Raw genomic sequence first — 12,892 nt, 5'->3', positions numbered from 1 at the left:
GACACCCATCAAGCATCCCGCCTAAACCAACCCAGGTTTAGGAGACACGCCCTAGGCCGCTCTATCGGAGGTAGCCATGACCCCAGCTGCAGAACAGGCGACCGGACGTCCGGACACGCGCATTCCATATGCTGACCAAAGAAGAGAATTCATCCTCGCTACTCTCCGGTCAAATGGTCGTGCTGATGCCGCGGCCATCGCTCTGGAACTTGGGGTAACGAACGAGACAGTCCGCAAAGACTTGGTCGCCCTGGAGCAACTCGGGTTGCTTCGCCGCGTGCACGGCGGAGCGATCCCCGTCGGACGCCTCACGTATGAACCTCCTCTGGCCGCGAGAACCGCCCTTTCCGAGGAGAAGGCCCGCATCGCTCGGGCCGCCCTCCAGCACCTGCCCGGCAACGGCTCCGTCCTCATCGACGGTGGATCCACGACAGCAAAGCTGGCCGAAATCCTGCCGCGGGACCGTACCCTGAGGATCTACACCAACACGCTCTCTATAGCTATCGCTCTCATGGACGCCCCCTTGCTGACCGTATACACCCTTGGCGGCCGCATCCGGCCGGTCACCTATGCTGAGGTAGATGACTGGGCAGCCCGGGCACTAGCAGACATCAACGTCGACATAGCTTTCCTCGGCACAACAGCCGTCTCCCTCGATCGGGGCCTCACTACCCAGGACGCAGCTGAAGCCGCCGTGAAACGGCTCATGCACGCCAGCGCCCGGCGCCGCATACTACTGGCCGACCACAGTAAGTTCGGGAAGGTCAGCAACTGCAAACATGCGGATCTCGCCGATGTCGACCTCCTTATCACTGACAGTGGCATCGACCCTCAGATGCTTGCGTCGTTGCGATCAGCAGGCCTCCAAGTGGAAACCGCGTGATCCTTTACCAGTCGGTGGCATGCCTTCGGACACGAATACGCCGCAGTCTGTCGTCGCCCCGTTGTGGATAACGAACGCAGAGAGAGGCACATCGGGCGTCCGACCCCGAAAAGACCAAGACGGAAAACGCCCCCGCACAGTGTTGGCCCTCGTTGCTGATACTGCTACGCCATGGTTAACCTGCCAATGCCCACGAAAATCGTATGTCAGTGTCCCTGCCGACGCGCCGTCCATGAACTCGACGCAGCAGTGCCTGACGTTCCCGCGGTGTCCAATGGCCATTTCTACCCCCATGATGACGGTGCCCTTGCAGGGAAGTTCCCCGCAGTACTCAAATTCAAGGAAGCAATCCTGCTCGGACAGCGAGAGATCTGCTCTAACTAGGTGGGGTGGTTGAACACTAACCTGTCCATGGCTGTGAAGACACATACTGGCTCCTGATAAGCGGATCGGCCGCTGCTACGGTCTGGGGGGCGAACCACTGGGTTGATTCCTACGGTCGGGTTTTCGATCCAACGAGTCGCCTGATAGGCGATTGCATGGCCGCAACGACTATGCCTGCCGCGCAGGCGGTCCGCAGGCCGGTTCTCAGAGGAACTTGCCTTTACCTTGGTCTACGAGGCCTCCAATGACTTCGGTGCCTTCAATGTCAAAGCCGATAAGCGGGGTGTTCGCGTTGTCCTGTCCCCACGGGATGGTCGGTTCGGGCGCACCGCCTATAAGCGTCTAAAGGCCACCGCGCCCTCAGTCCTTGCTGTTGAAGGCGGCGTCGAAGCTGGTTTGGGAGGCGGGGAAGTCGTATTTCTTGAGGGCGGCGAGGGCTTCGGGGGCGCCGTGGAGGCGGTCCATGCCGGCGTCTTCCCATTCCACGGAGATGGGGCCGTCGTAGCCGATGGCGGTCAGGGCCCGGAAGGAGGCTTCCCAGGGGACGTCGCCGCGGCCGGCGGAGACGAAGTCCCAGCCGCGGCGGGGGTCGCCCCAGGGCAGGTGGGAGCCCATGACGGTGTTGCGTCCGGTTTGGCGGATCTTGGTGTCCTTGCAGTCCACGTGGTAGATCCGGTCCTTGAAGTCCCAGATGAAGGAGACGGGGTCGATGCCTTGCCACATCATGTGCGAGGGGTCCCAGTTCAGGCCGAATGCTTCGCGGTGGCCGATCGCTTCGAGGGTGCGGACGGTGGTCCAGTAGTCGTAGGCGATCTCGGAGGGGTGGACTTCGTGGGCGAACCGGACGCCTTGTTCGTCGAAGACGTCCAGGATGGGGTTCCAGCGGTCGGCGAAGTCCTGGTAGCCGGCGTCGATGACTTTTTCCGGGACGGGCGGGAACATGGCCACGTACTGCCAGATGGCGGAGCCGGTGAACCCGACCACGGTGTCCACGCCCAGTGCTTTGGCGAGCCGGGCGGTGTGTTTCATTTCCTCGGCGGCGCGGGTGCGGACTCCTTCGGGGTCGCCGTCGCCCCAGACTTTGGAGCCGACGATGGCCTGGTGCCGGAAGTCGATGGGGTCATCGCAGACTGCCTGGCCCTTGAGGTGGTTGGAGATGGCCCAGACTTTGAGGTTGTACTTGTCCAGGATCTCGAGTTTGGACTCGACGTAGCCGGGTTCGTCCCAGCGCCAGGCGTCCAGGTGGTCGCCGGAGACGGCGATTTCCAGTCCGTCGTAGCCCCAGCCGGAGGCCAGGCGCGCGACTTCTTCGAAGGGCAGGTCGGCCCACTGGCCGGTGAACAGGGTGAAGGGGCGGGGCATGGGGGCTCCTTGGTGGTGGGGCGCTAGTGGCGCACGACGGTGAGGGTGCTCTTATTGGCTGCGGATTCCTCCACGGCACTGAGGATGTGCTGGACGTTCAGTCCTTCTTCGAACGACGGCGACGGCTGCGTTCCGTCCATGATGGCGGTGAGGAAGTCGCGGACCTGGTGCGTGAAGGTGTGTTCCCAGCCGATGATATGCCCCTGCGGCCACCACGCGCCGAGATACGGGTGCTCCGGCTCGTTGACCAGGATCCGGCGGAAGCCCTGTTCCCGGACGGGCAGCGTGGCGTCAAGGAAGCCGAGCTCGTTGAGGTTTTCCAGGTCGAACAGGAGGCTGCCCTTCTCGCCGTACACCTCGATCTGCAGCGAGTTCTTCCTGCCGGTGGCCACCCGGGACACCTCCACTGAGGCGATGGCCCCGGAGGTGAGGGACAGCGTGGCCCAGGCGGCGTCGTCGACCGTTACCTGCTCGGTGCCCGCAGCGCCGGGGCGGCGGCCCACGAAGGTGTTCAGCCGGCCGCTGACCTCGGTGACCTGGTCGCCCAGGAGGAAGAGGACCTGGTCGATGGCGTGGCTGGCGATGTCCCCGAGCGCGCCGGACCCGGCGGTTTCCTTCTGGAGCCGCCACGTCATGGGCGCCTGGGCGTCGGCGAGCCAGTCCTGCAAATAGGCCGCGCGGACGTGCCGGACCGTGCCCAGCCGGCCTTCCGCGATCAGCTCCCTGGCCAAGGCCAGGGCCGGGACGCGGCGGTAGTTAAAGCCGATCATCGACTGCACGCCCCTGGCCCGGGCCTTAGCGGCCGCGGCGGTCATGAGTTCGGCCTCGGCCAGGGTGTTCGCCAGCGGTTTTTCCACCAGCACGTGCTTGCCTGCCTCCAGTGCGGCGACAGCGATCTCGGCGTGCATCCAGCCAGGGGCGCAAATATCCACAATGTCGATGTCGTCCCGGGTGATCACGGTCCGCCAGTCCGTGGCCGATTCGGCCCAGCCATACTTCGCGGCTGCCTCCGCCACGGCGTCGGCGTCCCGGCCTACCAGGACCTTCTGCTCGAAGGCCGGGACGTCGAAGAAGCTGGCCACATTCCGCCACGCGTTGGAATGGGCCTTGCCCATGAAGGCATAACCAATCGCGGCCACCCCAAGGGGTTTGGGAGGGTTGCTTGGGTGGGACATCGTGCTGTCCTTTCTCATGGGTTCGTGAGGCGGTGGGTGCAGCGCTGACAGGATCCGGGTGAGGCTATCGACCGATCACTGGAGGGCGCGCGCTAGCCCCGCAGGTGATCCGGGGCATTGCTGTTATAGCTGAGATCTTTCGCTCAGCATGGTTTTGATAAAAGCCAAACCGTCTTCCGAGAGGCTTTCCATTGATGGCGCCACAGGACGCCACAGCGAGACGGCTCGGGCGATTTCCTTCACGGTGGGCAGGAATGACTCGACCACGATCTGACCTGAGTACTTGATGTCCTGCAGCGACTGGAAAAAGGTGTCCCAAGGGACGTGGCCCGATCCGGGGGTACCCCTGTCATTTTCTGAGACCTGAACGTGGAAGATCCGCGATCCGGCCTTACGGACCGCATCGGCAATGTCTTTTTCTTCGATGTTCATGTGGAACGTGTCGACAAGAAGTCCCACGTTTTCCCTGCCAATGTCATCGCACAGGTTCAGCCCTTGTTCGACGGTGTTGACCATGTCCGTTTCAAAGCGGTTGAGCGGCTCGATGGCGAGTCTTACTCCGCGATCGGCGGCGTAGTCGGCTACGGCGCGCAGGCTTTCCACGCTGTTTTGCCACCGGGCCTGGCGCTCAGCGGCTTCCAAGAGTTCTGCCCTGCCCGTCGCAGAGAACATGGGCCCGGCAACATGAGGTGAACCGACTGCCGCTGCTACGTCAATGCAGCCGCGAAGGTAGGCGATGCCGTTCTCACGCCGGTGGGAATCGGGATCTGACACGTCCCGGTCAGGACCAAACGCGCCGCAAATTCCGACGTCGATCCCTGTCCTCTGGGATTCCTGGACGAGCCATTCTGGCGTGATCCTTTGCGGGTCCTCGATACACACTTCGATGACGTCGTAGCCGAGCTCCGCTACACGGTCGAAGGCCCACGCCTCCTCGACGGAGAAGGGTGAGGCGAGGATGAAGGTGCTGAGCCCGATGGGATTGGCCGGCATTACAGGCCTCCCAGACGGCGTTCGATCGCACGCGTGTGCTGAATTGCCGCCCCGGTGTATTCGTCTTTGAACTCGGGTGCTCCGGCACCGCTCAGCACGCCCCAAACGTCTCCGGCTGCGGGCAGCAGCTCGTAGGAGATCCAGCCTTTGTATTCGGCGTCGAGGATTGCCTGGATGATGGGTTCGAAGTCCAAGTGCCCGTATCCGGGGGCAGCCCGGTTGCTGTCGGCGAGATGGACATGTGCCAAGCGGTTTCCTGCTTTGCGGATGGACTCTGCGATGTCGCGTTCTTCGATGGACATGTGGAAGGTGTCGACCATATAACCGATGTGCGGGCTGTCGACTTCGTCCAGGAACTGCAGTGCCTGTTCGGTTCTGTTGATGAGGTACGTCTCGTAGCGGTTCCACGGTTCCAGGGCCAGGCGCACGCCGTTGTCCCCTGCGTATGCCGCGAGCTCGGTTGCGGCTTCAACGGCCCATGCCCATTCTTGTTTGATGTCTGCTTCGGGCACGATCTTCATGCATGCCGTGGGAGTGAACGTTACGACTTCAGCACTCAGCCTTGCTGCGTAATCGATGTTTCCCTTGACGTATTTGATGGCGTTCGCGCGGACCTCGGGGGTCGAGCTGACGATGTCGCGTTCCGGCGTGTAGATACTGACGATGGACGAGGCACTTACCTGATGCTGGTTAAGGGCGGAACGGAGAGCGGCTTCGTCCTGTTGTTCTGGTTCCCCGACCAGTTCGACGCCGTTATAGCCGGCTTTGGCGATACGCTCAATGCCGGTTTCGATGGGTTCGCTGCCGTAGACGAGGGTGTTGTAGGTATAACGGAACATGTTTGAACTGCCTTTCAGGCTGTATTTGGAGGGGCGCGTTATTTGACCGCGCCGAGGGAGAGACCGCGGACGAGGTATTTCTGGGCGGCCAGTGCTGCCAGCCATACCGGAACCGCCACTACGGTTCCCGCCGCCATGATCAAGGTCCACTCCGTCCCCACCGGGGTCACATACTGAGTGAGGGCCACTGTGACGGTTTGGCTGCCGGCGTTGGACAGGACGCTCGCAAAGAGAAACTCGTTCCAGGAGAAAACGAAGCACAGGAGTGCAGTTGAGGCGACGCCTGGCATGGCCAGCGGGAGGACCATTCGGAAAAAGATTCCGATGTTGCCCAGGCCGTCGATAGCCCCTGCTTCCTCAATTTCCTTAGGAACGTCTTCGTAGAAGCCGCGCAGCAGCCAGACAGCCAGCGGCAGGTTCATGAAGACGTGAAGAATGATGATGGAGAGCAGCGAACCGTTCAGGCCGATGGTCCGCATGACCAGGAACAGCGGGATGATGGTCACGATCGGAGGCACGATGCGCAGGGACAGGATTGTTCCCGCGATCTGATCCCTGCCCCTGAACTCATGTCGGGCCAAGGGGTAGGCGATGCCGGAGGCGAGCAGAATCGCCACGACGGAGGAAATCACTGATACCTGCAGGCTGTTGATCAGCGCGTAGGTGAGCCTGGTACCGCCGAGAACTTCATTGAAGTTTTCAAGGGTGGGTGTGAAGAACCAGTGGATTTCTCCGGAGAATGCCTGGTTTCCGGTTTTGAAGGCCGTCGTGACCATCCACAGGACGGGGGCGATGAAGAGAAACGTGCAGATGACGGCCACGGCGGCACGCACTCCCACGTTCCAGTTGATGCTGCGGCGATGCGCTACGGACATGACGGGACCCTTCAAGAGCGTGCGACCATTCGCCGCATGAGCGAATTGGCGGCCAGTAGAACGAGCAGGAGCAGCAGCCACGAGAACGCGGCGGCGTACGAGATATTGAAAGCGCGGAACCCCACGTTGTAGATCTGCCAGGACATGGTCGAAGTTGCATCAACCGGTCCGCCACGGGTCGTCATGTAGACGATGTCGTAGACACGGAATGAATCAATGAGCCGCAGGAGCACGCCCACAAGGATCGGGTAGCGCAGCAGCGGAAGAAACTGGTGCCAGATAATGCGGGGCCACGAAGCGCCGTCGATCTTGGATGCCTCGATGACCTCCTCGGGGAGGCCCTGCATGGCGGCGAGCAATATGAGGAACAGGAACGGCGTCCACTGCCAAACGTCGATGGCTATCAGCGTTGGCAGCGCCAGGTCGACATTCCCTAGGAATTCCGTGGTTGGAAGACCAATGCTCCGCATAAGTTGATTGACGATCCCGTACGTGGGTTCAAGGCTGAAGCGGGCCAGCAGGCCCACGACCACCGGCGCGCAGAGCATAGGCATCATGATCAAGGCCCGGAGCAACTTATCCCCCGGAAAGCCGCGGAAGAAGAGAAGAGCCAGCCCAAAGCTAAGAGCAAGCTCTATCAGCACCGAGAAGAACACGAACACCAGGGTTACGCGAACCGAGTTCCAGAACAGCCCGTCGGTCAGCAGACCGACAAAGTTGTCAACGCCGACGAAGCGGGCCGCTTCACCGCTCGACAGGTTCCACCGCGTGAAGGAGACGACGAGTGAGTAGAGCGTGGGGTAAAGGGAGAGCGCGGCCAAAAAGAGCAGGCCGGGAGACATCGCGAAGTAGCGTCCGAGTTTCTTGGGTCGGCGCCCCCCGGGGGCCCCGGAAGGCCGAGCGGCTTTCCGGGACACCCGAGACTCTGTAATTGATGTGGTCATTACTGGGAGAGGTTCTTGTCTATGGCGTCGTTAGCGCGGGACAGACCCTCTTGTACACCGCGCTGGCCCAGCGAAATGGCGCTGAGTTCGGTGCTCAGGGCCGTTTCCCAGCTTTCTTCGCCGGGGAAGAAAGGCCTGGGCTGTGCCGTCTTCATCGCCTCCAGAGTCGTGGGCAGACGCCGGAAGCGGGCAGCTCCGTTGCCCTCGATCTTCTGCTCGGTCAAGGTCGGGTCAGAGTAGCTGGAGGCGCGCACAGGGTCGCCTCCGCCATTGTTTGCCTGCAGAACGTCGTTTTTCTTCGACTCGAGCCAAACAGCGAACTTCGTGGCCTCCTCGGTGTTCTTGGAGTACTTGGATACCGAGATCACCCATTCTGCTAGATGCGCCGAACTGATCCCGGTCGGGCCCGTCGGAATCGTCGTCATCTGCCAGTCCCCTACGGTCTTGGACGCGGACGGGTTGTCGGTGGCGGTCTGGCCCCAGGACCACTGGATGGCTGTAGCGATCGAGCCCTGCTGCGCCGCGGTAGTAACACTGTCGTACGTGAAGTCGTTGGCTCCCGCGGGCATGTACTTCATCATCTCGGACCAACGCTCGGTGGCCCCGATGCACTCAGGCGTCGTCAGAGTCGATTTCGTGAAGTCGGCGTTGAACGGATTGCAGCCGAAGGAATAGGCGAAGCTCAGCCACGTATGCACGTTGCCAAAGCCCTTGGCGGCCTGCGCGGCCCAGCCTGAAAGCTTCTGGCCCTTGAATGTCTTGCCGTTGAAGAACTTAACCTGGGTTAGCCACTCGTCCATGGTCTTCGGTACAGCAAGCGCACGCCCGGTTTCGGCCTGGTACTGGTCCTTCATCGACTGATCGCCATAAAGTGCGCTGTTATACCAGAGCGTCGCCGGGTGGACCGTCTGCGGAATTCCCAGGAGTTTGTTATCCCAAGTGGCGACCTTGAGGCTCAGCGGTAGAAAGTCCTCTTTGTCCTGGATCGCGTTGTCCAGGGGAACCAAGTGGCCGCCCTTACCGAATTCCGGAATCCAGTTGTAGTCAACGTTGAAGATGTCGTAACTGGAGTCCTGCCCGGCGAACAGAGTGGCCATCTTTTCGTGGATCGCATCCCGACCCACAAGTTCGACATTCACCTTCACCCCGGTTTCCTTCTCATACTCGGGAGCGAGTTTCTCCTGCACGACCTTGCCCCAGTCGGCAGGAAGGAAAATCGCATTCAGCGTCTTCTTGCCTGACTCGTTCTGAGGTGCGCCGGCAGCGCAGCCGCTCAACGCTACCGCCGCAGCGGTAATCACGCCGAGAGCCCCGATCCGCAGCTTCGCGGTCCGTTTCTGGCTAACTTTCATGTTGGTCTCTTTCTTCATCGAAATAGGACGGTTGGTAGAGCGTTAGGAGGTGGAAGGGGTCATCTGGATGTGGACCTTAACAATGGATTTGTCCGTCTCCAGGCCGCGGATGGCTTCGATCGCTTCGCTAAGCGGCCGGACGGAGTCAACAATCAGGTCCGGGTCGAACCGTCCTGACGCGAGCAGCTCGATGGCACGGGGCCAGGTGTCGTAGGTGCCGGCGTAGGAGCCGACAATGGTGAGCTCTTTGGAATAGATATCAAAAGGCCGCAAAGACATGGAGGCCGTCTGAGGCGCCGCCCCGTAGGCAAGCACCCGCCCACCCCGGCGTACGAGAGAAATCGCTGCTTCGTAGGTGGGGATGGAGCCGACGGCTTCGATGACCACGTCGGGCCCCACACCGTCGGTCATGTCGGCGATTTCCTCGGCGAAGCCGCTGGCAAAAGGGCTGAGAACGTTGTCGGCACCGAGTCGTTTGGCAACCGCCCGACGGTCCGGATCCGGTTCTGAGACGATCACGTTGCTCGCACCGCCGAGTTTGGACAAGGCAATGTGAGCCAGCCCCATCGGGCCACCCCCGATGATAAGGACGCGCTCCCCCGACTTAATCCCGATCCGGTCCTGGCCATGAATCGCGCAGGCAAGCGGTTCAACATACGCAGCTGCGTCCAGGCTCAGCGTTGACGGCAGGACGTACACGTTTGATACGGGCACGACGACGTACTCGGCGAGACCGCCAGGGGAATGGACACCGAGTTGCGAGACTGCCGGGCAGAAGAGCTTTTGGCCCCGCCGACAGAAAAAACAATGGCCACAGGCGATGTTGATATCGACGACGACGTTGTCATTCAAAGCCAGAGCACCGGTGTTTGAACCGAGGCCGACAATGGTCCCAGAGAATTCATGCCCCAGGGTCAGCGGCAGGTTAGGCGCCGGGAACGTGCCTTTGGCGATGTGCAAGTCGGTACCGCAGATTCCGCTTCGCCAGACTTTGACCAAAACTTCGCCCGAGCGAGGCTCGGGTACAGGGACTTCATCAAGTCGAAGGTCTCCCGGCGCGTGAAGTCGCACCGCTGTCATTGTGTCTCTCATAGGAATTGCTTTCTCGTTTCACCGTGCTGCTTGCCAATGGGATGGGTAACTGCGTTGGCCAAAGGTTCGTCTACGAAAAGCCGCCACTAACAGCGGTCTTGTCGTGCCCAACGCCTCTGGATACTCGGGCCGGTGCCGCCCGAACGGTTGCCCGCGGCCCCGGTGTGTTGCTGACTGCCACGCCCGTGTTCCCGTTGTGGCTGTTCAGTGCCCTGCTGTAAATCTCAACCTGAACTCGACATGACGACCGTCGCCCTTCGTAGCTGAAGGGGCTAGTGGCTCCGTCGACTTGCATGACGAAAGAGTGACACGGAGCACGTCGCTTTTGTCAGACTCAAAGCAAAAGTCTGCACCTTTTGATGTTTAAGCCGAGGAAATTCATGCTGAAGCTGCACTTTTTGACGGTAAGAACATCGACGACTGGACGGCATCAATCGCGGACTTGACACTAAGTGGACAAGAGGGCCCTTTGGCCTGTGAGTTGGACGTCTCAGAGCTGAAGCTCACCAGGCAGATGTTTTGACATTCCCGAATGGAGATATATGGGTAACGACGGACCGGGCGAACTGTTGCGTATTCTGCGGGACGGGCACCCGCGAACAAGGGCCGACATGGCTGCGATAACGGGCTTGGGTCGAGGGGCCATTAGTTCTCGCCTCGAACCACTCCTGGAGCTCGGCCTAGTCGTGCCCGTCTCGGATGCGGCGTCCACCGGGGGCCGGCCCTCTGCACGGTTAGCCTTCAACCCTGGTGCGAGGGTGGCCGCTGCCGCTGACGTCGGCGCCACTCACGTGACAGTAGCTCTCACCGACTTGTCGGGAGGGATTTTGATTGAAACAACTGAACCACTTGAGATTTCGCGGGGACCGGAAATTGTTCTTGATTGCGTAGCGATGACGCTGAGCAGTCACCTAAAAGCGATGAACCGGCCAGCGTCGGACATCGTCGCTGTCGGCATCGGGCTTCCCGGTCCGGTTGAACACTCCACCGGAAAGCCGACCAGCCCCCCGATCATGCCTGGATGGGACGGATTCGACGTCCCGACTTACCTCCAGCGGACCTTTGAGGTTCCCATACTCGTCGACAACGATGTCAACATCATGGCTATCGGGGAGCGGGCTACGTGCTGGCCCAGCGAGGACAACATGATCTTCCTCAAAGTCGCCACTGGTATCGGCTCCGGGGTTATCAGTGGAGGGACGTTGCAGCGGGGGGCGGCAGGAGTCGCTGGCGACGTTGGCCATATAGCCGTCTCCAATGCGGCAGGAATTCAGTGCCGTTGCGGCAAGACTGCCTGCTTGGAAGCGATTGCCGGCGCGCCTGCCATCGCCGCCCATCTCCGTGACAACGGTCTCGAGGCATTTACCGCGGACGATGTTGTCTCGTTCGTGCGTTCTGGCGACTTGGCTGCTATCCAAGCAGTCCGACAAGCAGGCCGGGACATCGGGGAAATGTTGAATATGTGTGTGAGTTTCATTAACCCCTCCCTGATCGTCGTCGGCGGATCGCTTGCGCGATCCGGAGAACATCTCATCGCCGGTATCCGTGAAACGATCTATGCACGTTCGACACCGTTGGCAACCCAACACCTCACCATTATCCAGTCCGAAACAGGCCCCGAAGCTGGAGTCGTTGGGGCGAGCATTCTTGCTGTCGAACATGCCCTTGCCCCGCACCGAGTCAATGATCTCGCAACTACACCTCACCTCGGCGGACAGCAAAGGCGTGCTGGATAAAATTGTGTTCCTAGTAGAAGTTCTCCGACCAGTCTGATGAACCCAAGCAACCTTCCCCGAGACACGGTCGCCACCCCCTCCTTTACCACCTGGTTCAGATGGTAAGGGAGGACGACGCGCCCCCATCTGCTAACGGCAACAGCGGCCGTTTGCAGCGGTATGTTGTGCCCGAAGGGCTCAGCCCCGAACAAAGGTTTGAACATTGGCGAGCTTGGTACGGCAGTGCCGTCGAAACCCCGATGCGTTTGGAAAAATCAGCACGGCAGACCCCTGTTTCCTTCAATCCTTCAGCCATCAATCTCGCCGGCCCAGGATTCAGCCTCATAGAAATGTTGAATGGCCCCGCATTGGGTTCATGGGCACCAAATCCCGACAGCAACGATCTGCGCCTGGTCTATTTTCGGGAAGCTCGCGGTTTAACCCTCGCTCTCGACGGCGCACATGAGCCAGTATCACCGGGCTCCGTCAGGTTCGTCGATGCCTCGGCGGCCGGTGGCTTTGATGCTCCCGAAGGCTTTCACGCATTGCAACTCAACATCGACCGTAGCAGCTTGGAGATCAACGAAGCTGCGACGGGATCCCTGCTTCGCTTGCCTGACCTCTCAAAGCATCCAATTGTGGGCACTTTCGTGATTCCTGCGCTCATGAGCTGGAAGCGGCCAGGCATTCAAGAAGAAGTCTCAGGTACCGCCGACATCCTCCGATCGGTGATGGCAACCCTCGTGGGTTCCCTGCTAGGAGCGCCCACCGACGAAGAAGCGCAGAAACCAGCGCTGGGGAAGGCCGTAAAGAAGTACATCGATGACAGTTACGACACCCCGAATCTGAATGCGGCAACGATCGCCGAAAGATTCAACCTGTCCCGTCGCTCTCTGTTCTACTTCTTCGAAGATGAAAAACTCCATTTAGGAGAGAGGATACGCGCCCTGAGAACACGCAAAGCTCTCCAGCTCCTCCTCACATCCGACCCCACCCAAAGAGTCACCTATGAAGAAATAGCCACATCCTGCGGATTCACCAACGTGCAAAGCATGCGCCGCGCAGTGAAAGAGTTCACTGGGATGAATGTGAGGGAGATAAACCGTTCGGAGCTCCTTATTCGTTACGCACTCCAGCAACTGCAGGAGTCACTAAAGCCCTAACGGGTCACTGTGCTGGGATCTTAGGTTCGATGGCAGCGAATTTCAGACACGCAGGATCATCTCGTAGAAGTACACCCTTACCTGACGTCAGGTAACACGGCCAAAGACTGTCAGA

11 protein-coding genes are annotated in these 12,892 nt (G+C 60.5%); 3 read left to right on the top strand and 8 right to left on the bottom strand.

Annotated features, from left to right (window positions below; genetic code table 11):
• Positions 1-76: 76 nt before the first annotated feature.
• Positions 77-883 (top strand): DeoR/GlpR family DNA-binding transcription regulator, encoded by an 807-nt coding sequence (locus HNO81_RS16630; protein ID WP_175319211.1) that lies wholly within the window; start codon positions 77-79, stop codon positions 881-883.
• A gap of 744 nt (positions 884-1,627) precedes the next feature.
• Here the strand turns inward: HNO81_RS16630 and HNO81_RS16625 are convergent.
• From HNO81_RS16625 to HNO81_RS16590, 8 genes are all read right to left on the bottom strand, one after another.
• A complete protein-coding gene (locus tag HNO81_RS16625; protein WP_175319210.1) occupies positions 1,628-2,629 on the bottom strand; it encodes a sugar phosphate isomerase/epimerase in 1,002 nt (333 codons plus the stop codon).
• A 23-nt stretch (positions 2,630-2,652) separates the two neighbouring features.
• Positions 2,653-3,804 (bottom strand): Gfo/Idh/MocA family protein, encoded by a 1,152-nt coding sequence (locus HNO81_RS16620; RefSeq protein ID WP_254703533.1) that lies wholly within the window; start codon positions 3,802-3,804, stop codon positions 2,653-2,655.
• A gap of 123 nt (positions 3,805-3,927) precedes the next feature.
• Entirely contained in the window at positions 3,928-4,797 is an 870-nt protein-coding gene (locus tag HNO81_RS16615; RefSeq protein ID WP_175319208.1) for a sugar phosphate isomerase/epimerase, read from the bottom strand.
• Positions 4,797-5,636 carry a sugar phosphate isomerase/epimerase family protein gene (locus tag HNO81_RS16610; protein ID WP_175319207.1) on the bottom strand — a complete coding sequence of 280 codons (840 nt, stop codon included), beginning with the start codon at positions 5,634-5,636 and terminating at the stop codon, positions 4,797-4,799. The genes HNO81_RS16615 and HNO81_RS16610 overlap by 1 nt, the downstream gene beginning before the upstream one ends.
• A 38-nt stretch (positions 5,637-5,674) precedes the next feature.
• Positions 5,675-6,511 (bottom strand): carbohydrate ABC transporter permease, encoded by an 837-nt coding sequence (locus HNO81_RS16605; RefSeq protein WP_175319206.1) that lies wholly within the window; start codon positions 6,509-6,511, stop codon positions 5,675-5,677.
• An 11-nt stretch (positions 6,512-6,522) separates the two neighbouring features.
• Positions 6,523-7,353, bottom strand: a complete 831-nt coding sequence (locus HNO81_RS16600; protein WP_175319205.1) for a carbohydrate ABC transporter permease — start codon at positions 7,351-7,353, stop codon at positions 6,523-6,525.
• A gap of 101 nt (positions 7,354-7,454) precedes the next feature.
• Positions 7,455-8,825: a sugar ABC transporter substrate-binding protein gene (locus HNO81_RS16595; protein ID WP_175319204.1), complete on the bottom strand. Its 1,371-nt coding sequence runs from the start codon at positions 8,823-8,825 to the stop codon at positions 7,455-7,457.
• A gap of 24 nt (positions 8,826-8,849) precedes the next feature.
• A complete protein-coding gene (locus HNO81_RS16590) occupies positions 8,850-9,887 on the bottom strand; it encodes a zinc-binding dehydrogenase (RefSeq protein WP_256399185.1) in 1,038 nt (345 codons plus the stop codon).
• A gap of 554 nt (positions 9,888-10,441) precedes the next feature.
• On the opposite strand from HNO81_RS16590, the gene HNO81_RS16585 reads away from it, so the two are divergent.
• Together HNO81_RS16585 and HNO81_RS16580 are read left to right on the top strand one after the other, a co-directional pair.
• Positions 10,442-11,635, top strand: a complete 1,194-nt coding sequence (locus HNO81_RS16585; RefSeq protein WP_175319202.1) for an ROK family transcriptional regulator — start codon at positions 10,442-10,444, stop codon at positions 11,633-11,635.
• Between the two features lie 164 nt (positions 11,636-11,799).
• Positions 11,800-12,777, top strand: coding sequence for a helix-turn-helix domain-containing protein (locus HNO81_RS16580; protein WP_371818299.1), 978 nt, complete (start codon positions 11,800-11,802; stop codon positions 12,775-12,777).
• Positions 12,778-12,892: the final 115 nt, after the last annotated feature.

The sequence above is a fragment of the Pseudarthrobacter sp. C4D7 genome, assembly GCF_013359725.1.
GTDB lineage: Bacteria > Actinomycetota > Actinomycetes > Actinomycetales > Micrococcaceae > Arthrobacter.
This window is presented reverse-complemented; position numbering and strand designations above follow the sequence as displayed.

Excerpts from the sequence above, each read along its gene's own strand:
- HNO81_RS16630 (WP_175319211.1), top strand. The coding sequence starts at position 77 with ATGACCCCAGCTGCAGAACAGGCGACCGGACGTCCGGACACGCGCATT.
- HNO81_RS16625 (WP_175319210.1), bottom strand. The coding sequence starts at position 2,629 with ATGCCCCGCCCCTTCACCCTGTTCACCGGCCAGTGGGCCGACCTGCCC.
- HNO81_RS16620 (WP_254703533.1), bottom strand. The coding sequence starts at position 3,804 with ATGTCCCACCCAAGCAACCCTCCCAAACCCCTTGGGGTGGCCGCGATT.
- HNO81_RS16615 (WP_175319208.1), bottom strand. The coding sequence starts at position 4,797 with ATGCCGGCCAATCCCATCGGGCTCAGCACCTTCATCCTCGCCTCACCC.
- HNO81_RS16610 (WP_175319207.1), bottom strand. The coding sequence starts at position 5,636 with ATGTTCCGTTATACCTACAACACCCTCGTCTACGGCAGCGAACCCATC.
- HNO81_RS16605 (WP_175319206.1), bottom strand. The coding sequence starts at position 6,511 with ATGTCCGTAGCGCATCGCCGCAGCATCAACTGGAACGTGGGAGTGCGT.
- HNO81_RS16600 (WP_175319205.1), bottom strand. The coding sequence starts at position 7,353 with ATGTCTCCCGGCCTGCTCTTTTTGGCCGCGCTCTCCCTTTACCCCACG.
- HNO81_RS16595 (WP_175319204.1), bottom strand. The coding sequence starts at position 8,825 with ATGAAGAAAGAGACCAACATGAAAGTTAGCCAGAAACGGACCGCGAAG.
- HNO81_RS16590 (WP_256399185.1), bottom strand. The coding sequence starts at position 9,887 with ATGACAGCGGTGCGACTTCACGCGCCGGGAGACCTTCGACTTGATGAA.
- HNO81_RS16585 (WP_175319202.1), top strand. The coding sequence starts at position 10,442 with ATGGGTAACGACGGACCGGGCGAACTGTTGCGTATTCTGCGGGACGGG.